The sequence below is a fragment of the Amycolatopsis solani genome (genome assembly GCF_033441515.1).
Lineage (GTDB): Bacteria > Actinomycetota > Actinomycetes > Mycobacteriales > Pseudonocardiaceae > Amycolatopsis > Amycolatopsis solani.
This window is the reverse complement of the sequence record NZ_JAWQJT010000003.1, coordinates 566,105-584,518: the sequence shown is the minus strand read 5'-3', so window position 1 is coordinate 584,518 and position 18,414 is coordinate 566,105. Positions and strand designations below refer to the sequence as shown.

At 69.9% G+C, this 18,414-nt stretch carries 21 protein-coding genes; 9 read left to right on the top strand and 12 right to left on the bottom strand.

Features of this window, described 5'->3' with window-relative positions; all coding sequences use genetic code 11:
• The first annotated feature begins 20 nt into the window (after window positions 1–20).
• Window positions 21–605: a GNAT family N-acetyltransferase gene (locus SD460_RS35300; RefSeq protein ID WP_290055718.1), complete on the top strand. Its 585-nt coding sequence runs from the start codon at window positions 21–23 to the stop codon at window positions 603–605.
• Between the two features lie 14 nt (window positions 606–619).
• Here the strand turns inward: SD460_RS35300 and SD460_RS35295 are convergent, their stop codons facing one another.
• The 3 genes from SD460_RS35295 to SD460_RS35285 all read right to left on the bottom strand — a co-directional run bounded on the left by SD460_RS35295 (window position 620) and on the right by SD460_RS35285 (window position 2,809).
• A complete protein-coding gene (locus tag SD460_RS35295) occupies window positions 620–1,696 on the bottom strand; it encodes a hypothetical protein (RefSeq protein WP_290055719.1) in 1,077 nt (358 codons plus the stop codon).
• Window positions 1,697–1,807: 111 nt separating this feature from the next.
• Window positions 1,808–1,951: a hypothetical protein gene (locus SD460_RS35290; protein ID WP_290055720.1), complete on the bottom strand. Its 144-nt coding sequence runs from the start codon at window positions 1,949–1,951 to the stop codon at window positions 1,808–1,810.
• A gap of 9 nt (window positions 1,952–1,960) precedes the next feature.
• A complete protein-coding gene (locus SD460_RS35285; protein ID WP_290055721.1) occupies window positions 1,961–2,809 on the bottom strand; it encodes an LLM class flavin-dependent oxidoreductase in 849 nt (282 codons plus the stop codon).
• Between the two features lie 100 nt (window positions 2,810–2,909).
• Between SD460_RS35285 and SD460_RS35280 the strand changes: the two genes are divergently transcribed.
• Together SD460_RS35280 and SD460_RS35275 are read left to right on the top strand one after the other, a co-directional pair.
• Window positions 2,910–3,785, top strand: coding sequence for a LysR family transcriptional regulator (locus SD460_RS35280; protein ID WP_290055722.1), 876 nt, complete (start codon window positions 2,910–2,912; stop codon window positions 3,783–3,785).
• Between the two features lie 63 nt (window positions 3,786–3,848).
• Entirely contained in the window at window positions 3,849–4,460 is a 612-nt protein-coding gene (locus SD460_RS35275) for a TMEM175 family protein (RefSeq protein WP_290055723.1), read from the top strand.
• Here the strand turns inward: SD460_RS35275 and SD460_RS35270 are convergent.
• The 3 genes from SD460_RS35270 to SD460_RS35260 all read right to left on the bottom strand — a co-directional run bounded on the left by SD460_RS35270 (window position 4,369) and on the right by SD460_RS35260 (window position 7,030).
• Entirely contained in the window at window positions 4,369–5,127 is a 759-nt protein-coding gene (locus SD460_RS35270; protein ID WP_290055724.1) for a signal peptidase II, read from the bottom strand. The genes SD460_RS35275 and SD460_RS35270 overlap by 92 nt on opposite strands.
• A gap of 107 nt (window positions 5,128–5,234) precedes the next feature.
• Window positions 5,235–5,891, bottom strand: a complete 657-nt coding sequence (locus tag SD460_RS35265; RefSeq protein WP_290055725.1) for a response regulator — start codon at window positions 5,889–5,891, stop codon at window positions 5,235–5,237.
• Complete coding sequence (locus SD460_RS35260; RefSeq protein ID WP_290055726.1) at window positions 5,888–7,030, bottom strand: sensor histidine kinase; 1,143 nt, start codon at window positions 7,028–7,030, stop codon at window positions 5,888–5,890. The genes SD460_RS35265 and SD460_RS35260 overlap by 4 nt, the downstream gene beginning before the upstream one ends.
• Before the next feature lie 162 nt (window positions 7,031–7,192).
• Here SD460_RS35260 and SD460_RS35255 point away from each other — a divergent pair, with 162 nt between their 5' ends.
• Window positions 7,193–7,672 carry a DUF6326 family protein gene (locus SD460_RS35255; RefSeq protein WP_290055727.1) on the top strand — a complete coding sequence of 160 codons (480 nt, stop codon included), beginning with the start codon at window positions 7,193–7,195 and terminating at the stop codon, window positions 7,670–7,672.
• A 6-nt stretch (window positions 7,673–7,678) separates the two neighbouring features.
• Here SD460_RS35255 and SD460_RS35250 read toward each other — a convergent pair whose 3' ends face one another.
• The 3 genes from SD460_RS35250 to SD460_RS35240 form a co-directional block, all read right to left on the bottom strand.
• Complete coding sequence (locus tag SD460_RS35250; protein WP_290055728.1) at window positions 7,679–8,569, bottom strand: NmrA/HSCARG family protein; 891 nt, start codon at window positions 8,567–8,569, stop codon at window positions 7,679–7,681.
• 90 nt (window positions 8,570–8,659) lie between these two features.
• On the bottom strand, window positions 8,660–9,085 hold the full coding sequence (locus SD460_RS35245; protein ID WP_290055729.1) for a MarR family winged helix-turn-helix transcriptional regulator: 426 nt from the start codon (window positions 9,083–9,085) through the stop codon (window positions 8,660–8,662).
• Window positions 9,086–9,168: 83 nt separating this feature from the next.
• Window positions 9,169–10,014 (bottom strand): helix-turn-helix transcriptional regulator, encoded by an 846-nt coding sequence (locus tag SD460_RS35240; protein ID WP_290055730.1) that lies wholly within the window; start codon window positions 10,012–10,014, stop codon window positions 9,169–9,171.
• A 102-nt stretch (window positions 10,015–10,116) separates the two neighbouring features.
• Here SD460_RS35240 and SD460_RS35235 point away from each other — a divergent pair, with 102 nt between their 5' ends.
• Window positions 10,117–11,082 (top strand): alpha/beta hydrolase family protein, encoded by a 966-nt coding sequence (locus tag SD460_RS35235; RefSeq protein ID WP_290055731.1) that lies wholly within the window; start codon window positions 10,117–10,119, stop codon window positions 11,080–11,082.
• Window positions 11,083–11,542: 460 nt separating this feature from the next.
• Window positions 11,543–11,788 carry a hypothetical protein gene (locus tag SD460_RS35230; RefSeq protein WP_290055732.1) on the top strand — a complete coding sequence of 82 codons (246 nt, stop codon included), beginning with the start codon at window positions 11,543–11,545 and terminating at the stop codon, window positions 11,786–11,788.
• Window positions 11,789–12,088: 300 nt separating this feature from the next.
• Here the strand turns inward: SD460_RS35230 and SD460_RS35225 are convergent, their stop codons facing one another.
• Together SD460_RS35225 and SD460_RS35220 are read right to left on the bottom strand one after the other, a co-directional pair.
• Window positions 12,089–13,186 carry a Fic family protein gene (locus SD460_RS35225; RefSeq protein WP_290055733.1) on the bottom strand — a complete coding sequence of 366 codons (1,098 nt, stop codon included), beginning with the start codon at window positions 13,184–13,186 and terminating at the stop codon, window positions 12,089–12,091.
• Window positions 13,187–13,431: 245 nt separating this feature from the next.
• Window positions 13,432–14,868 (bottom strand): alpha/beta hydrolase, encoded by a 1,437-nt coding sequence (locus tag SD460_RS35220; protein WP_290055734.1) that lies wholly within the window; start codon window positions 14,866–14,868, stop codon window positions 13,432–13,434.
• Window positions 14,869–14,962: 94 nt separating this feature from the next.
• Between SD460_RS35220 and SD460_RS35215 the strand changes: the two genes are divergently transcribed.
• Window positions 14,963–16,105, top strand: a complete 1,143-nt coding sequence (locus SD460_RS35215; RefSeq protein ID WP_290055735.1) for a sensor histidine kinase — start codon at window positions 14,963–14,965, stop codon at window positions 16,103–16,105.
• Window positions 16,102–16,707 (top strand): response regulator transcription factor, encoded by a 606-nt coding sequence (locus SD460_RS35210; RefSeq protein ID WP_290055736.1) that lies wholly within the window; start codon window positions 16,102–16,104, stop codon window positions 16,705–16,707. The genes SD460_RS35215 and SD460_RS35210 overlap by 4 nt, the downstream gene beginning before the upstream one ends.
• 64 nt (window positions 16,708–16,771) lie before the next feature.
• On the opposite strand, the gene SD460_RS35205 is transcribed toward SD460_RS35210, so the two are convergent.
• On the bottom strand, window positions 16,772–17,245 hold the full coding sequence (locus tag SD460_RS35205) for an SRPBCC family protein (RefSeq protein ID WP_318307332.1): 474 nt from the start codon (window positions 17,243–17,245) through the stop codon (window positions 16,772–16,774).
• Window positions 17,246–17,535: 290 nt separating this feature from the next.
• Here SD460_RS35205 and SD460_RS35200 point away from each other — a divergent pair, with 290 nt between their 5' ends.
• A complete protein-coding gene (locus tag SD460_RS35200) occupies window positions 17,536–18,414 on the top strand; it encodes a MerR family transcriptional regulator (RefSeq protein ID WP_318307331.1) in 879 nt (292 codons plus the stop codon).

The window sequence follows — 18,414 nt, the reverse complement described above, 5'->3', positions numbered from 1 at the left end:
CGGTTCTGGGTGCGGCGAGAGTGACCAGGACGCCGAACGAAGCATCGGACGTGCGCGCGTGGGAGATTGCTTTCATGGCCACCGGACAGACCGCGGGACGTGGGGTCGTGCTCGAGACCGATCGCCTGCTGCTCCGGCCGTGGCGGGTGGCCGAGGCCGGTGTGCAGCGCGAGCTGTGGGCCGAACGTGATCCGCGGGTGCCGCCGCATCGGCGGATCGATGCCGACGGGCATCCCACGGTCGCCGAACTCGAGGAGGCGATTCGCGCCGGCGGAGTGTCGTCGGCCGGGTTGCCGGCGGTCGAGCGGAAAGCCACCGGGGACGTCATCGGCTATTGCGGGTTGATCGACCGCGGGCGGGGATTCGGGGGAGAACCTGAGCTGGCGTTCGAACTGCTGCGCCGGACCTGGGGGCGGGGTTACGCGACCGAGGCCGCGACGGCTGTCGTGGACTGGGCCAGGTCGGCCGGGTACGGACGTCTGTGGGCCACGGTGTGGGACTGGAACACTGCTTCCCGTCGTGTGCTGGACAAGCTCGGCTTCACCGAAGCCGGATGTGAGCACGGCGTTCCCGGTATCTCGCTGATCACCACCAGACGGCTGTAGCGCCGCAGGTTCGTTCAGGCGTATCGGGTCGGCCTGGGGAACGGGGCGGCCATCGAGGTGGCGAGGATCGCTTCGAAGCCGGGCGGTGGTGGCCCCGCAGCCGGGAGGGGCTCGCCGCGCACGGCTTGGCAAAGGGAGTACTGCGCGAACGTGACGGAGGTTTGAGTCTCCGGGCCGGGATCGCGGAGATGCCGCACCGCGGTGCGGTACCGCTCGGCGAGTTCGGTGTCCTCGACGAGGTGGAGCAGCGGGTCGTCGCCGGCGGGCAGCCTCGCCTCGTGCGTGAAGCTCGTCAGCCGGCGCAGCATGAACGCCGCGATGGTTTCGGGGGTGCGCTGGTCGGTGATCTCCTGGACGTCGTCCGGGTCGTAGACGTCGATCGCGTGGGTGTTCCCGTTCCTGGCGGCGGCCCGGGGCACGAAGGCGTCGCACCGGACGCCGAGTTCGTTCGCGATCACCGGCACGGCGTCGGCGGGTACTTCCCACACCGCGGCGACTTGCGTGCGCCGCCACCACCGGTCGCGGGTCGGGTTGACCCGGTCGACGACCTTCCGGTGCTCGACCTCGACGCCGGAAAGGCTGCTCAGCCACTCCGCCAGGGTCCGGGCGTCCACGTCGATCCGCTCGGCGCCCCGGACGGTCTCGTCCGTCGTGCGCAGTTCCACTTCGACACCGGCGGGTTCGGCGAGCTTCACGTGTTCGACGACGGCGATCGACTGCACAGCAATGGTTTGCGACGCCCCGGACAGTCGTTTGACGAGCACCCGCGCCGGGCTCAGCTCGACCCACCGTGCGTCGGACCGCAGACTCCACGGCATCGCGACCGACAGCACCAAGCCGAGCGCACCGAGGATGCCGCCGAGGACCAGGGCAGTGGTCCCCATCGCGGCCCACCCGAAGAAGAGGGCGACCAGGGGCAGGACGACACCCACGAGCAGGGGGCCCACCACCGCGAACGGGATGGCCAGGCTGCCGGCCCACGTCTTGGTCAGCAGGCGCGTGACGCGCGGCACGAACACCAGCCGCACCGTTCCGGACGCCGTCGTCACCACCGGGCGCAGCTCCTCAGGAACCGCTGAGGAAACGTCCACCGGCATCTCCCTCGATCGGGGCCACGGCTGGTCAGGCTACCTCGATCGCGGAACTCCGGGTGCGGGCAAAAGCGCCGTCAGCACAAAGATCAAGGGCAAGACCCGCTCCCCTCACCGCTGTGCCTCCAGCAGCACGGGGTCGGTGCCCCGGGCGACCGCGACGATCTCCTTGATCAGGAGCCGGGTGCTCGCGGACGGCCGCCGGTCGGCGATCGTGGTGATGCCGATCGGCGGCCCCACAGCTACGCGGGCCATACCCCTCGTTCAGGTGCGGAGGAGGTCCAAGGTGCGGCTCCTTTCGTTGAGCGGTACGACGATCAGGTCGGTGACGCCGGCGTCTTGGTAGCGCTTCACCGCGTCCGTCACGGTGGTGTCGTCTCCGATGACGAGAGTGTCGGCCGGGTTGGCGAGTCCTGCGCGATCGAGTGAGGCGCGGTACGCGGGCATCTGCCCGACCGCGGTGAGTTGCTCCGCGAAGCCGGCGCGGGCTCGGTCGGGGTCCGGGCTCAGCAGGGTCACGGCCTGGGCCACGATGCGCGCGCCCGGGGCGGTGCGAGGGGCGATGTTCTTGGCCACCATGTCCGGCGTGACCCAGGCGGCGGCCACTCCGTCGGCGAGGTCGTGAGCCAGCTCGAGCATGCGGGGCCCGAGCGCCGACAGCAGGAGGCTGGGGGCCGGGGCGGCGATGTCGAGACGCGTGTCGACGGTGAAGAACTCGCCGTCGAACCGCACGGGCCTGCCGGCCAGCAGCGAGCGCAGCACGGTCAGGTATTCGCGCGTGTGCCGGAGTGGGGAGGTGTAGGGGAGGCCGAGCTGCTCCTGGACGTACCAGGCGTGACTGGGGCCGACGCCCAGGGCGAGACCGCCGGAGGCGGCTTGGATGGTGAGTGCTTCGGTCGCGGTGGTCACGGGGTGGCGGGGGTAGGTGGCGACGATCGCCGTGCCGACTTCGGCCGGTCGCCGGCCGAGGGAGGCCAGCAGGGTGAGCGGGTCCCAGCCGCCGGGGTTCTGGTTGGTCCAGAAGCTGTCGAGGCCGCGCTCGGCGGCGTCGGCCGCGGCGGCCACTACTTCGGCGGGGGAGGGGGGACTGATCAAGCCGGTGCCGATGCGCATGCCTTCATCCCAGCCGGGGCCTCTGGTGCGAACCAGCCCCACTTAGACTGCTCAGCGATCACTTTTTGTCATCGTGGCCGGATATCCGCCTGGAGGGCATGTGGAACTGCGCGCGCTGCGGTACTTCGTGACCGTCGCCGAGGAGTTGCACTTCGGCCGGGCCGCCGAGCGGCTCAACATCGTGCAGCCCGCGGTGAGCCACCAGATCGCGCGGCTGGAACGAGACCTCGGCACCCGGCTGTTCGACCGGTCCCCGCGGCACGTGCGGCTCACCTCGGCCGGTCTGCGCGTGCTGGAGGCCGCCCGGGAGACGCTCGCCGCCGCGGCACGCGTGCGCGTAGTCGCCGGAGAACCCGCTGCCCACCTGCGGATCGGCGTCGCCCCCGGTCTCACCGCGCGGCTGGAGCGCGCCGCGGAGCTCCTGCTCGACGGGGTCCGGCCCGCACACGCCTCGCTCGTGGACCTGCCGGTGCCCGCCCGGCTCGCCGCGGTCCGGGCCGGCGAGCTGGACCTGGCGCTGGTTCGTGGCCCGGTGGAGGCGGACGGCGTGCGCGTGGTGCGCGCGTGGTCCGAGTCGCTGCTGGCGGTGGTGTCCGACGAGCATCCGGCGGCCGGCCTCCCGGTGGTGCGGCCGGCGGATCTGGACCGGGCTGCCTTGCGGCTGCCGGCCCGGGAGGAGGACCCGGCGTTGCACGACGCGGTCGCCTCGGCCCTGAACCAGGCCGGAGGGGGAGCGATGGGCCGGTCGGGCGGCTCGATCCTCACCGTCTTGATCGAGGTCGGCAACGGCCATGGGGCGTGGACGCTGCTGACCGCGGAGCAGCTGGCCGGGTTCGCCGCGCGCCGGGTCCGCGCGTTGCCGCTCGACCCGCCGCTGACCATCGACGGGCACGTCATCGCGTCGCTGCGGACTCCGCAGGACTGCGTGTCGTCGTTCGTCCGGGCGTTCACCGACACTCCGGACACCGAGACCTGACAAGACGGACCTGATCGCCGCGGCGGTGGTCGTGGCCGCGGCAGTGTGGTGTTTGATGTTCGCGTGGAGCAGAAGAAGTCCGCCGAGCGGTTGGTGTTCTTCACCGACGCCGTGGTCGCGATCGCCCTGACGTTGCTGGTCCTGCCGCTCACCGACCTGGTGCCCGAGCTGGTCGCGGAGCACAAGCCGGCGGTCGAGGCGGTCACGCACAACTGGTCGAAGATCGTCAGCTTCCTGCTCAGCTTCGTCGTGATCGGCCGCTTCTGGGGCGTGCACCACCGGATCTTCGAGCACGTGCGGTCGTACAGCCCCGCGCTGATCCGCGTCAACTTCTGCTGGCTGCTGACGATCGCGCTGCTGCCCTTCCCGACCGAGCTGATCGGCGCGTACCAGTCCGAGCGCTTCACCGTGCTGTTCTACCTGGGGACGCTGCTGGCCAGCAGCCTCTGCCACACGACGATGGTGACCATCATCCGCCGGAACCCGGACATCCGCGGGGACGCCGAACCGGTGTCGGACGAGGTGTTCTGGAACCACGCGCTGAGCTCGGCCGTGTTCGCGCTCGCGGTCGTGGTGGGGTTCATCAAGCCGCCTTTCGGCTACTACGTCCTGTTGCTGCTGCTGTTCCCGGCGAGGATCGCCTTCTGGCTGCGGGCCCGCCGCGCCGACCGGTAGAGGTGTCGCTGGGGGAGGCGTTCGGTGTGGTCACACCGCCGTAGTTCAGCGCGCCGAAACCGACGACGAGGACGAGACAGGTGGTGGTGGCGACGCCGGACAACCATGTCCGACGTCGATGGTGCCGTGTCGGGGGTGCGGGGGACGCGGCTGGGGATCGGTTGGTGGTCAAGGTGCTCGTGATGACGGCGAGCACGAACAGAAGCGTGGCGCAGACGATGAACACGTCGGCCAGGTTGTAGCGAATCGGGCCGAGCGCGATGAAGTCGACCGCTCCGCGGACGCTGCCCGGGGCGGTCAGGTAGTGCAACCCCAGGCGGTCGAGCAGATTGCTGATCCAGCCACCGACCATGAGGGCGGCGGGAACGAGAACGACCGCTGACGGTCGGCGGCGGATCAGGACGACCGCGGCGGCGGTCAGCACGCCGAAGTCCATCAGGTCGAGCAGCGCGCCGGTGGTCGGGTCGGCGTACCAGCGGCTGATCGTCTCGCCGACGAGGAAGTTGCCGCCGTAGTTGATTTTCGCCAGGGGTGCGTGCCGCCAGGCCCACCACTTGCCGAGTTGATCCACCACGGTGACCACCGCCAGCAGGGCAAGCACCGCCGGTCCAGCGTTTCGTGTCACCTGCATGGGGCGGACGGCGGCTGTCATCGAGTTGTCGCTCATGATCGCGTCCCCTGACGGTAGCGGTCAGTGTGCTTCTCATCGCCCAGGGTGACTGGTGTTTATTGCGGAATCTTTACGATCGGTAACCTTCTGTGTGCCAACTGCGTTCAGTGCCCCACCCGGCCGGTGTCGTACGCCCACATCGCGATCTCGACCCTGTTTCGGGCGCCGATCTTGGTCAGCAGGCTGGCGACGTGGGTCTTGGCGGTCGTCAAGCCGATGAACAGCTCGGCGGCGATCTCGGCGTTCGTGCTGCCGCGTGCGACCAGCGTCAGCACCTCCTCCTCGCGTTCGGTGAGCGGCTCGATCGGTTGGGTCTGTCGGCTCGGCGGTTCCCTGCCGGCGAGCGTGGCCAGCAGCCGCCGGGTGATGTTCGGCGCGATCAGGGCATCGCCGATGGCGGCGGCGTGGACGGCCTGGACGAGCAGCTCCGTCCCGGCGTCCTTGAGCAGAAAGCCCCGGGCGCCGGCCCGGAGCGCGCCGTGGACGTACTCGTCGAGGTCGAACGTCGTGATCACCACTACCGCGATCGGGTCCGGGACGCCCCGCCCGGCGAGGAGCTTGGTCACCTCGATGCCGTCGAGCCCGGGCATCTGGATGTCGACCAGGCACACGTCGGGGCGGAGCCGATGCGCCAGCTCGACGGCGGCGTGGCCGTCGGCGGCTTGGCCGACGACCTCGATGCCGGGCTGCGCGTCAAGGATCATCGACAGGCCGGTGCGCACCAGATCCTGGTCGTCGGCCACCAGCACGCGCACCGTCATCGGCGTACCTTCGCCGGCAGTTCGGCCTCGACCGTCCACCCGCCTCCGGGCGCCGGCCCGGCACGCAGCGTGCCGCCGAGCAGCTGCACACGCTCGGTCATCCCCAGCAGCCCGAAGCCGTGGTCCACCGGCCGTGCCGGGTCGATCTGCCCGTCGTCGGTCACGCGCAGCCGCAGCGTTCCCGCGCCGTCCACGACCCGGATCTCCACACGCGAGGCGTTGCGGGCGTGCCGCAGGGCGTTGGTCAGCGCCTCCTGCGCCAGCCGGTAGACCACCGCGTCGATCGGGGGCGGAAGTTCGTCCAGGTCATCCGGCAACTCCACGTCGACGACCGGGACCGGGGCGCGTCTGGCGAGGGCCACCAGGTCGGCGACGCCGGGCTGGGGCGCGTACCCCGCCGGCGCTTCGTCGCGCAGCACGCGGACCATCGCCCGCATCTCCGCGAGCGTCCGCGACGCTTCCCCTTCGATCGCCGCCAGCACCTCGAGTGCCGCCTCAGGTCGCTGCCCGGCCATCGCCCGGCCCGCCTGCGCCTGCACGGCGATCGCCGAGACGTGGTGGGCGACGATGTCGTGCAACTCGCGCGCGAGGCCGACCCGCTCCTGGCCGCGGATCTGGTCCCACTTCCGGCGCCGGCTCTCGGCGCGGTAGCGGAACGCCGCTCCGCCCGCCGCCGCCGCCGCGAGGACGGCGAACCCGCCGAAGACCTCGGTCGGCCCGACGTAGTCGGGGGCCATGCCGATTCCCGCGGCGACCGCCACCACCGCCAGCCCGATCACGATCTCGCGCCCTGAGCTCCAGCGGACCAGCGCGTAGACGAGCACCAGGAGGTAGATCATCGTGTCGAGCCCCACGCTCGGGGTCCCGCCGAGCAGGCTCGCCAGTCCCAACGCCATCGCGGTGCCGAAGGCCACCACGACACAGGCCAACGGGTGGGTACGCCGCCACAGCAGCACCGGCGCGAGTCCGACCGCCACGATCGTCGCGAACGGCCGCCAGGCGACGTCGTCCCGGAGGATTCCCTCGAGCAGCGCCGTCACCATCAACGCCCCGACCAGCACCCAGTCGCGCGACACCCGCTCGGGAGCGTCTGTGGCGCGCGGCTCGGCCCACAGTGAGCGCAGGGCGTTAATGGTCACGCCGCCAGCCTAGGGACCGCCGAGGCGTCGGGGACCGACCGAAAGAACGAGACGCCGGTCCTCCTCTCGGCCGGGGCGGGTCCGGCCTCGACGACGATGTGCCCGCCGCCGGGCTCGGCGATCGTGGGCCCACCGGTCCTCACGACGACAACGGAGCCCACGATGAGAACACGTCAACCCACCACGACCACACTGGAAGAGCAGCGGATCCCGGTGAGAGCCAAGCTCGCCGCAGCGTGGACGAGCCTCGTGCTCCTGTACGCCTACGTGGACATTCTCGGCTTCTTCAACCCCGGCGTCATCAAAGACATCGAGGCCGGCGTCGTCTTCGAGTTCGACATCAGCCCGACGTTGTTCGCCGTCTTCCTCGCGCTCATGGCGATCCCGATCTTCATGGTCGTGCTGTCGACGACCCTGCCCGCCCGGGCGAACCGCACCACGAACCTCATCGTGGCCTCGGTGCAGGTCCCCTTCGCGGCGTTCGCCGCGGTGGGCGAGTCCTGGAGGTACTTCTACGGCCTCGGCGTCGCACTGGAACTGATCGTTCTCGCCTTCATCCTGCGGTACGCCTGGACTTGGCCCCGCACCGCACAGGCGACCATGGCCACCGGCCCGGACCGTGAAACCGTTCGCTCCCAGTAGCAGCACTCAGGAACGGACCCGGTCCGCGGGCGCGGTCCAGCCGGTGGAGCGGATCCACTCGGCCAGGTCCCAGGTGGCCGGCTCGATCGCCCGCACCGCCGCGAGGTCCGACGGGTGTTCGGACGCCGTGGCGAACTCGCGGAACATCGCCTTGTCGAGGTCGTTGCCGAGGACGCTCAGCGGTAAGGTCTCGTAGCGAGCCGGGAGCCCGGCGCGTGCGCCGAACGCGGCGGCGATCTGGCTACCCGTCAGTTCGTCGCCGACGACCTCGACCGCTCCGCCGGGCACTTCCGCTGTGCCGAGCAGGATCGAGGCGGCGACCTGGCCGATGTTCTTGATCGAGACCATCTTCAGGGCGATGTCGTCCGGCAGCGGCAGCCTCAGCACGATCGTTCCGTCCTCCAGGCTCGGCGCCATCACGGTCGCGAAGTTCTCCATGAAGGCGGTGGGGCGGACCATCGTGGCCCGCAGGCCGGAAAGCTTCAGGTATTCCTCGATCCGGTGCTTCGAGTCGTGGTGCGGCACGCCGGTTTCGCGATCCGCCCCGAAGACCGAGGTGAACACGACGTGCGGCACGCGCGCCGCGGCCGCCGCGTCGACGAGGGCGGTGCCCACTCGGACCTCCTCCTCGACGTCCTCGAGGCTGTTCGCCTCCGGGGTCATGAAGGAGAAGGCGTCAACCGCCTCCAGCGCGGCGACCGTCGACGTCGCGTCGCCGATCCGGATGGCCGACAGCTCGACGCCCCGGGCGGCCAGCGCCCGCGCCCGGTCGGACTCGGGGGTGCGGACGAGGGCCCGCACCCGCGCTCCTCGGGCGAGGAGCGCGTCGACGACCGCCCCGCCCTGCTGCCCTGTCCCACCGAAGACCGCGATCGTGCCGTTTTCCTGCGTGTCCATGTCGCGCACCTCTCATTGGTTCATGCCGTGAACAATATTAGTTCACGGCATGAACTCATGGCAAGGCGCCCGTGGTCGTGGCGCGGTGGGTCAGGACGAGGCGGATCCCGGGACGCCGGCCGCGTCCACGATGGCGGTGGCGACGCGTTCGAAGTCGCGCTGGTCGTCGGCGTCGAGGTGCTCCGCGATGTCGGGCAGCCGCTTGGTCGTCTCGGCGTAGACGGCTTCGGCGAGCACCTTCCCCGCAGGCGTCACGCCGAGCATGATGACCCGCCGGTCCTGCTCCGAGTTCACCCGGCTGACCAGGTCGCGCCGCTCGGTGCGGTCGACGAGCTGGCTCAGCGCGTTCTTGGTCATGCCGAGCGAGGTGGCGAGGTACGCCATCCGCCGCGGCTCGTTCCTGATCGCGCACAGCAGCGTGGCTTGCGAGGGGGTCAGGTCGTACTCGGCGCAGATCTGCGCATACCTGCGCTGGATCAGGACCGAGAGCCAGAAAAGCTTGTCGCCGTAGCCCATGCCCGCATCCTGCCTTCCGGTGCCGAACGCCCAGCCTACCGGCCGCGGACCGGCCTTCCCGACGGGTGAAGCCCGCCGTCGGTTCACTCCGCGTCGAGGAACTGCTGGGTGCCGACCACCTGGAGCAGCTCCAGCTTCTCGGCGGCGTCCGTACCCTCCAGCGGCAGGAGAACACGCACCCGGAGACCGGTATCGGGCGTCACCAGCACCTGGCAACGCAGCCGGACCAGCCCGACCACGGGGTGCCGGACGTCCTTCAGATCGGCACGTCGGACGGCCACGTCGTGCCGGTCCCACAGCGTCCGGAACTCCGCGCTGTGCGCGGCGAGCTCATCCACCAGCTCGGTGATCTGCCGGTCCTCGGCGCGGCGGGAGTAGGTGGCGCGAAGGTCGCTCACGTGGGCCGTGGACAGGCGGGCCCGATCCGCTTCCGGAACGCGATCACGGGACGCCGGGCGGGTGAACCAGCGCCGGTAGACATTGCTGTCACGGCCGGGGCGAAGCTCGCCACGGCAGGCCAGCGCGTCGTCGAGTGCGTTGGTGTAGAGCACATCCCCGAGGTCGTTGAAGACCAACGTCGGCAGGCCGTCCAGGTGCGCGACGAGTTGACGCACTCCCGGGTCGACATGGCGACCGACCTGGCGCGGCGGAATCGGCACACCCGCGAGGCGGAAGAGGTGGTCCTTCTCATCGGGGCCGCACCGCAGCGCGCGAGCGAGGGCGGCCACGACCGGCTCGGACGGGTCAGAGCCGCGGGCCTGCTCTAGGCGGGCGTAGAAGTCGCTCGATACGCCCGCCAGCACGGCGACCTCTTCGCGCCGCAAGCCGGGCGTCCGGCGGCGCACCGTCTCCGGCAGACCGACGTCCGAGGGCGTAAGCCCCTCGCGCCGGCGGCGCAAGAACTCGGCGAGTCCGGTCCGATCGATCACCTCGTCAGTATGCGCGCGCGGATCCAGCCGCAGCCAGGACCGGGTTGGTCCTGGACAACTCGGACCTGGCAGAACCCCGGCGATCGGACGCACGGTAGGTCCATGACCAACAACTACGTGCAGCTCGCTCGGCGCATCCCCGTCCCGGAAGCGACGCCGACCGTCTCGGTCAACCCGGTCACCCTGCCCGCGCCCGGCCGCGGCCTTCCGCTGGAGCTGCGAGTCACGGCACCCCTGCACGGCGACGCCGTGCCGATCGTGCTGCTGTCCCACGGCGGTGGAAGCTCGCACTACCTGAAGTCCAAGGACGGCTTCTCGCCCCTCGTAGACTTCTACGCGAGCCACGGATTCGCCGTCATCCAACCGACCCACCTGAGTTCTCCCAGCGGTGGGCTGGGCCTGGACGAGAACGCTCCCGGCCACCCGCTGTTCTGGCGATCCCGGGTCGACGACTTCGAGGTCATCCTCGACAACCTGACCGCTGTCGAGGCCCAGGCACCGGTCGTCGCCGGACGCCTTGATCCGGCCCGCGTCGCCGCGGTCGGTCACTCTGCCGGCGGAAACACCGTCAGTGCGCTCCTCGGCGCGCGAGCCACCGACCCGGCCGGCGGCGCCCTCCTCGACCTGCGCGACCCCCGGATCAGCGCGGGTGTACTGCTCGCCTCGACCGGCAGCGCCGAGGGCATGACCGACACCATGCGCGAGCGCTATCCCGAACTGGCGTGCGACTTCTCGCACCTGAGCACACGGACGCTGGTCGTCTACGGCGAAAACGACGACCAGCCCATCGCGACCACGCGCGGCGCCGAGTGGCACGCGGAGCCGTACCACCTCAGCCCGGGCGCCGACGCCCTGTTGACCCTGCCCGGCGCGAAGCACTACCTCGGCGGCATCATGGGCTACAGCCTCGCCGAGACCGACGACGAGGACCCCGAACGACTGGCGGTCACCCAGCGCATGACGTGGGCCTACCTGCAATCCGCCCTCAACGCCGGTGACCCTGCTTGGCAGCGGGCCACGGACGCGATCCGCAGCGACCCGGCACTCGGCACGGTGCACACCAAGTAGCCGCCGCCAGCGTGGTGTGTCGTTGGCAGTGGTGGACGGAGGTTCGCCTGAACGTCCGCAATTCGGCAGTAGCGGACGTCATGTCGAGGAAGGGGCACTGTTGACTCGCTCAGCGTGGATCCAGGCAGCCAAGCAAGTGACCGAAGGTGCTCGAGAAAATCTGCGCTGCCCTGAAAATGACGATGGCTTCCTGGAGGTGGACTGGTTTCCGTATTCCGATGATGGGAGTGGCGAGCATCGGCTGCGCTGCCCGTCGTGCGATGCGGAGATCTGGATGCGACAGGGTCCACGTACTCGGTGACGTCGTCACTCGGAGCGGCGGCTCAAGGCGTAGTGCCGCGTTGAGGAGCTGACCGAGCATCTCGGCCGCCCTTCCCGGCTGTTGTCCGCTCATCGGCATGAGCGGACGTTGCAACGCTCGGTCAACGGCATGTGCGGACGCTGGCGAGATACTGGCAGAGTGTCGAGCAGCGAACGAAGGAAGCGGGCGGCCACGCGCCGCGCCGCGGTCGAAGGTGTAGCAGCCTACCTTGCCGATGAGGATGCGGAGGTCTACAACATCACCCATGCCGCCTCCCGAGAGGACGCGGTGCTGGCTGCTCTCAATCTGACTGCGCTGGCGGCAGCGGCTGTCACGGCCCTGGCCGAGGCGACGAGCCGTACGCCGTTGGAGGCTTTGTACTCGATCGACCGAGAAGGACGTTGACGAGCTCCCGGCAGAGCATCAGCCAGGCGCCGGGGTACTCGTCGGACGTCACCCGGTGCAGCCCTCGATAAACTGGGTTGCCTCGGGGCCATCCGCTCGTCGGCATGTGAGGACGTTGCAACACGCCCCTCAGCGGCATGACAGGACGTCAGTTAGCTACCCTGACAGCACCGCGATCAGTCCTGTGCCTCTCACCAGCGGGAGCGCAATCGGCTCCATGCCTGACTCGACTATCTGGTGTCCTCGCTGGGCGGAAGCTACAGTTCTCGAGGCTCCCCAAGTGTGCTACATGTCGAGGTATTACTGCAAAGCTGCAGAAATCAACAGACGCAGTTGAGTGAGGTCGCCGCTCATCGCGGCGGATAGAGCACCAAAATACGCTTTACGGTCTTGCATGAGTCGTCTGTCGACGCGGCGTTGCAGCAGCTCCTCGCTGGCTCTATTTAAAATAAAGCGGATCACGCGGCCGTTCCCGTCGACAAATGGATGAGTCTTGGCCAATTTCCAGTGCAAAATCGACAATGCGGAAACCACGGCGCTCTGGACAGGATTCGCCGCCAAGATTTTGTATTCTTCCCGCCACCACGTCAACGTCTTCTTCAGTTCGGGCACGATCTGCTCTGGCGCAGAGGGACTGTCGAGCTTGCCTCCCGCGCCATCGGCAATCCAGACGGGTACCGACCGGAAGATGCCTCGCACCTCGGACGGCATTGGGGAATCGTCCGTCACGGCACTGTGGATCAGCAGTAGGCTCGCAATACTGAGGTCTCCAACAGGGGAGCGGACGTCGCCGAGCACATCGTGCTCAATGCTGGATGCGACGAGGTTGTAAACCTCGTCGACGCGGTCGAGTGTGCGCCCCATCATCTCCTGCAGGGGTGCACTCTCATAGTGCCTCTCGCTGGCGCGACGAACGAGCTGCTCTTGAAGTGTTGAGAAGAAGGACACCTGCTCTTCGAGGGTCATCTGGATGCGCAGGTAGCTCAGCCTGGCCCCATATCCGGGCGGCGAGTCCAATATCGACGCGATCCTCTGCAAATCGTAGATCTCGTCCGTCTCTGAACCTAAATTCTTGAGAGATATTCTGTTCTTTAGAGTGAGGTTTTGGTTCACGAAGAATATGAATCGGTCGCCATTGTTTTTAGCGATACCACGTCGGTCGTGGACAAACTTTTTGCTAGTTGAGGAAAAGCGTTGAGGTGTTGGCGGAAAATAGACTGCGCTCACGTGGAGCCGCCCATCGCGAACGGCCAGGATGTCCTTGCGTCCGTCGGGGCCACCGATAGGTGCCTGTGGCGCGATATCACTGTAGCCATCGATTGCGAGCAGAGACGCCGCCAACCGCTCCGCCATGATGGAGCCATAGCGCCATTCGCGTAGTGCCGACTCTGTGGACATCGACGCACCATATCCGGGATGTCGAAGGCGACGTCATCGCCACGCCGCTGGGTCCCCTCCAGAAGGCGTGTGCCCCAGCTCCACGTTGGCGTTGGGGGTTGGCCCCGCGGTCAAAGGCCTGACGAAAGGCGATTCCATGGGCACTGACGTCCGCTCGTCGGCATGACCGGACGACGCGGAAAGGCGGGCCGTCCGTCGGTTCGCCGAAGACGGGCCCGCCGTGGTCACCCCGTGCTGCGGCTCGCTCAGCTCCGGCAGAAAACGTCGTGTACCGGCCGGTTTCCCGTCGCGAGGTAGTCGTTCACGGCGTCGTTCCCGCACTGGTTCGCACCATTGAGGTAAGCCACGTGACCGCCCTGATCGGCCGTCACCAGGCGGGCTCGGCTGCCGAATGCCGTGCGTAGGCGGAGGGCTCCCGGCAGCGGCGTCGCCGGGTCGCGGAGGTTCTGCAGCATCAGTACGTTCTCCGGGCCGTCGCCGGTGATGCGCACCCGGGGCTCGGCGGGCGCCGGCCAGAACGCGCATGGCCGGATGTTCGCCGCGTACGGGCCGTACATCGGGTGGCGGATGCGGTCGATCGCGACGTTGCGCTCATAAGTTCCCACCGCTTCCGGCCACCGGGAATCGCCGCAGACCACGGCGAGGTAGCTCGCGGCGAAGTTGTCGGAGGCCGCGGCGGCGCCGATGGGTAACGACACCGGCTCGTTCACGTCGAGCTCGTGCCACAGCTTCGCCAGCGCCGGCAGGGCGGCGTCCGCGCGGAGCAGGGCCGCGGTGAGCGTGCGGAACGTCGTGCCGTCGTAGCCCTGTTCGGGTTCGCGGTCCAGGCGCTCGGCCAGTTCGAAGTACTTCGCGCGCACCGCCGCGGGCGTGGCGCCCAGGCCGTACCGGGCCGGGTCGGCCGCGGCGAGCTTCGCGAAGTCGGGGAACCGGGTTTCGAAGCCCAGGCCTTGGCTTCGCAGCGCTTCGGCGTCGTAGCCCTCCGGGCCGAGGCTGCTGTCGAGGACGATCCGGTCGCTGCGGTCCGGGTACAGCGTCGTGTACACCGCGCCGAGGTAGGTCCCGTAGGAATCGCCGTAGTACGACAGCTTCGGCTCGCCCAGCGCCGTCCGGATGCCGTCCATGTCCCGCGCGGTGTTCGCCGTGGTGATGAACGGCAGCGCCGACGCCGTCGCCGACGTCAGGCACTGCCGCGCGACGGTCTTCGCGGCCTCGGCCGCCTTCGTCACGTCCGCCGCGCGGTACGGGAAGGGCGGGTTCACGCTCTCCACGGTCTGCTTCGGCGTCATGTCGCAGGTCACCGGGGTGCTGTGGCCGACCCCGCGCGGGTCGAACCCGATCACGTCGTAGGTGTCGCGCACCCGCTGCGGCAGTCCCGCGCCCACCAGCAACCCCGGGAAGTCCAGGCCGGTCAGGCCGGGGCCGCCCTGGTTGACCAGCAGGACGCCGCGGCGTTGCGCCGGCTTCGCGCTCGGCAGCCGGGACAGCGCGACCGTGATCTTTCGCCCGTCCGGGTGTCGGTAGTCCAGCGGCACCTCGAGCGTCGAGCACTGCAAGCCGGGCTTGGCGACGTCGGCCGGGCACGGCCCCCACGCCACTGGCGCCCCGCCGGACGCGTCCGCCGCGGACACCCCCGACACCACCGCGGCCGCGGCGAGCGCCGCCGGCAAGATCTTCCTCATCGGTTCCATGGCTTCACCGGACCACGGCCCGGCGGGGGCGTCCTGTGCCATCTGTCATGGGGCGGCTCGCGTGCCCGGTGCTTAGGGTGGGCCGGTGAGCGAGCGTGATCCCGGCCGGTTTTCGGTCCGTCAGTGGCCGGACTGGAGCTTCTGGACCGACCGGCGGCGCCGGGTGGCGCCCGTGGTCGTCAACGGGCTCGCGGTGCTGGTCCTGCTGCCGCGGGTGGCCGTGATCGCCCACGGCGGGCACGGTGCGGCGCGGACGGCCCTCGCGCTGACCGCCATCGGCCTCTACGTCGCCGGGTACCTCTTCGCGTTGTGGTTCGCGCCGTCGGCGCTGCGGCGGCAGCGGGCGGTCGTCGTGGCGGCGTTGTTCGTCTTCGGCGCCACACCCGCCCTGCTCTTCGGCTCGCCGGACCACCTGACCGACCTGACCTTCGCCATCGCGATCGGCTTGATGGTGCTGCCGCTGCGCTACTCCCTGCCCCTCGGGTTCGCCACGGCGGCCGCCCAGCTCGCGTGGATGCTCACGACGTCCGGGCGGGTGAGCTGGTCGCAGGTGCTCACGCTCGGCGGGGTCACCGCGGCGGTGGGGACCGTTTTCGCGCTGACGTTCACGACCGGGCACCTGAAGGCCGCCCGCGAGCAGATCCGGCGGATGGCCGTGGCGTCCGAACGCGAACGGGTCGCCCGCGAGCTGCACGACATCCTCGGCCACAACCTGTCCACGATGGCCGTCAAGCTCGGGCTCGCCCGGCGCATCCTCGAGTCGGCCGCGGACACCGGCCCCGCGCTGGCCGAGGTTCGCGACCTCGAAACCCTGTGCCACCAGTCCCTCGCCGACGTCCGCGCCACCGTCTCGGGGTACCGGGAGGTGTCGCTGGCCACCGAGCTTTCGGGGGCCCGGCTGGCGTTGCGCGCCGCCGGGGTGCAGGCCGAGCTGCCGGCTTCGGTGGACGAGGTCGAGCCGGAGCTTCGCGGAGTCTTCGGTTACGTGGTAAGGGAAGCGGTGACCAACGTGCTCCGGCACTCCGACGCGGGGCGGTGCCGGATCCGCGTCGGTCCCGGCTGGGTCGAGGTGACCGACGACGGGACGGTCACCGCCGATCCGGCGGCCGGGCACGGTCTCACCGGCCTGGCCGAACGCCTCGCCGAGATCCGCGGCCGGCTCGAGCACGGTCGCGGTCCGCGCGGCGGCTACCGCGTGTTCGCGCACGCCGAGGCGGTCCCGGCGTGATCCGCGTCCTGCTGGCCGACGACCAGGCCCTCGTGCGCGGCGCGCTGGCGTCGATGCTGCGCCTCGAACCCGACATCGACGTCGTGGCCGAGGTCGGTTCCGGTCTCGACGTCGGTCCGGCCGTCCAGCGCACCCATCCCGACGTCGCGCTCCTCGACGTGCAGATGCCCGGCCGGGACGGGCTCGCGGTCACCGCCGAGCTGCGGCACGCGATGCCGTCGTGCCGCGTGCTGATCTGCACCACGTTCAGCCGCCCCGGCTACCTCGCCCGCGCGATGTCCGCGGGCGCGGCCGGGTTCGTGGTCAAGGACTCCCGGCCCGAGCAGCTGCTCAACGCGATCCGCCGGGTCCACGCGGGCCTGCGGTTCATCGACCCGGCCCTGGCGGCCGAGTCCCTCGCCACCGGCACCAGCCCGCTGACCGACCGCGAAGCCGACGTACTTCGCGCGACCGCGGAGGGCGGCACGGTCGCCGACATCGCGCGGGCGCTCGACCTCACCCCGGGAACGGTGCGCAACCACTTGTCTTCGGCCATCGGCAAGACCGAAGCCCGCACGCGTGCCGAAGCCGCCCGTCTCGCGGAAACCAACGGGTGGCTTTGAGTCTTTAGGGCCGCCTCGCGGCGCGGCGGGTCCTGTGGAAACCCGCCGCGCCGCACGCTGCCCGTTACGGGGTGTTCTGGGCGGGGCGGTCGACGTCGCCGCGCCAGGCGCCGGTCTCGGCGCCGTCTCGCTGCTCGATGAACGTCTTGAAGCGGTCCAGGTCGCCTTGGACGCGGCGGTCGAGGATGCCGAGTTTGTCGGCGACGTTCTCGACGAAGCCGTCGGGGTCAATGTCCATCTGCACCGTCACCCGCGTGTGGTCCTGGTCGAGGCGGTGCACGGTCACCACCCCGGCGTGGGTGGGGCCGGAGTCCGACGACCAGGCCACGCGCTCGTCGGGGTGCTGCTCGGTGATCGTCGCGTCGAACTCCTTGGTGACGCCGGCGATGCTGATCGTCCAGCGGGTGTGCCGGTCGTCCAGCTGGTCGACGCGGTCGACGCCTTCCATGAACCGCGGGAAGTCGGCGAACTGGGTCCACTGGTTGTAGACGGTGGTGACGTCGGCGTTGACGTCGGCGGACTTGGTGATCGTGCTCATTGCGGCAGTCAGCTCCTTCGCGCTCGGCAGGTGTGGACACTTGCGGCTACCCGTCATCGGCGAGCGCAAACCGATGCGCAACCGATTCAGTGATGCGTGGCGCGAAGGGGCGGCGCTGAATCTCGTCGCGTTCGACACCCAGGGGCGCTATCGTGTGACTTCAGTCACAAATCGGCTGGATAAGTGCGAGTCTTGCTCCGGAATCGTGTCCAACCGCCGCCGGATGCCGTATCGGTGAAAGCTTGCACACGCGGACGGGCGGTCCGCGCTGCTGTGGGAACGTGGTGCTGATGGACGTGGACGCGACGAACGGCCGGGCCGGCGCCTCGTGGACTCCTGCCATGGTCGCCGAGGCGCTGGGCGTCTCCCCGGTCACGCTGCGCACGTGGGACGCGCGCTACGGAGTCGGTCCGACCCTGCGGGGCGACGGCCGCCACCGCCGGTACTCCGACGCCGACGTGCGGCGGCTCCAGCACATGCGCCGGCTCATCGACCGGGGCGTTCGCGCGCGCGAAGCCGCGGCCGCCGCGTTCGCCGACTCGGACGCCCCGGCGGCCGAAGTGCCGGTCGCCCGGCGGGCCGTCGAAATCGAGCGGGCCGCCGAATCCCTCGGCTTCGCCACCATGGCGGCCCTGCTGAACGAGACGCTCGACGCCATCGGGCCCGCCGCGACGTGGAACGACGTGCTCGTCCCGGTGCTGCACAAGCTGGGTGGCCGCTGGTTGCGCGGCGAGGCCTGCTTCGAAGCGGAATGGGCGCTGACCACCGAAATCTCGCGGTCGCTCGAGCGCTACTGCGCCCGGTTCGCCGATCCGGCGCCCGGCCGGGTGGTCCTGCTGTCCTGCTGCCCGCACGAGCGGCACACCCTGCCGATGGAGGTCCTCCGCGCGGCTCTCGCCGAAATCGGGGTGCTCGCGCGCTTCCTCGGGCAGATGGTGCCCGCGGAGACGACGGTCGGGATGGCCGCCAAGCTGGACCCCGCGCTGGTGGTGCTCTGGTCCATGGCCCCCAGCACGGTCGACGACCTGCTGCGGCAGCGGATCGAGCGGCTCGGCTTCGCCGTCGTGGTCGCCGGGGCCGGCTGGGAGTACCTGAGCGGCCAGGACGTGCGGTGGGCCAACGACCTCGACCGGGCCGTCGACCTCGTCACCGAGCACCTCAAGGGCTGA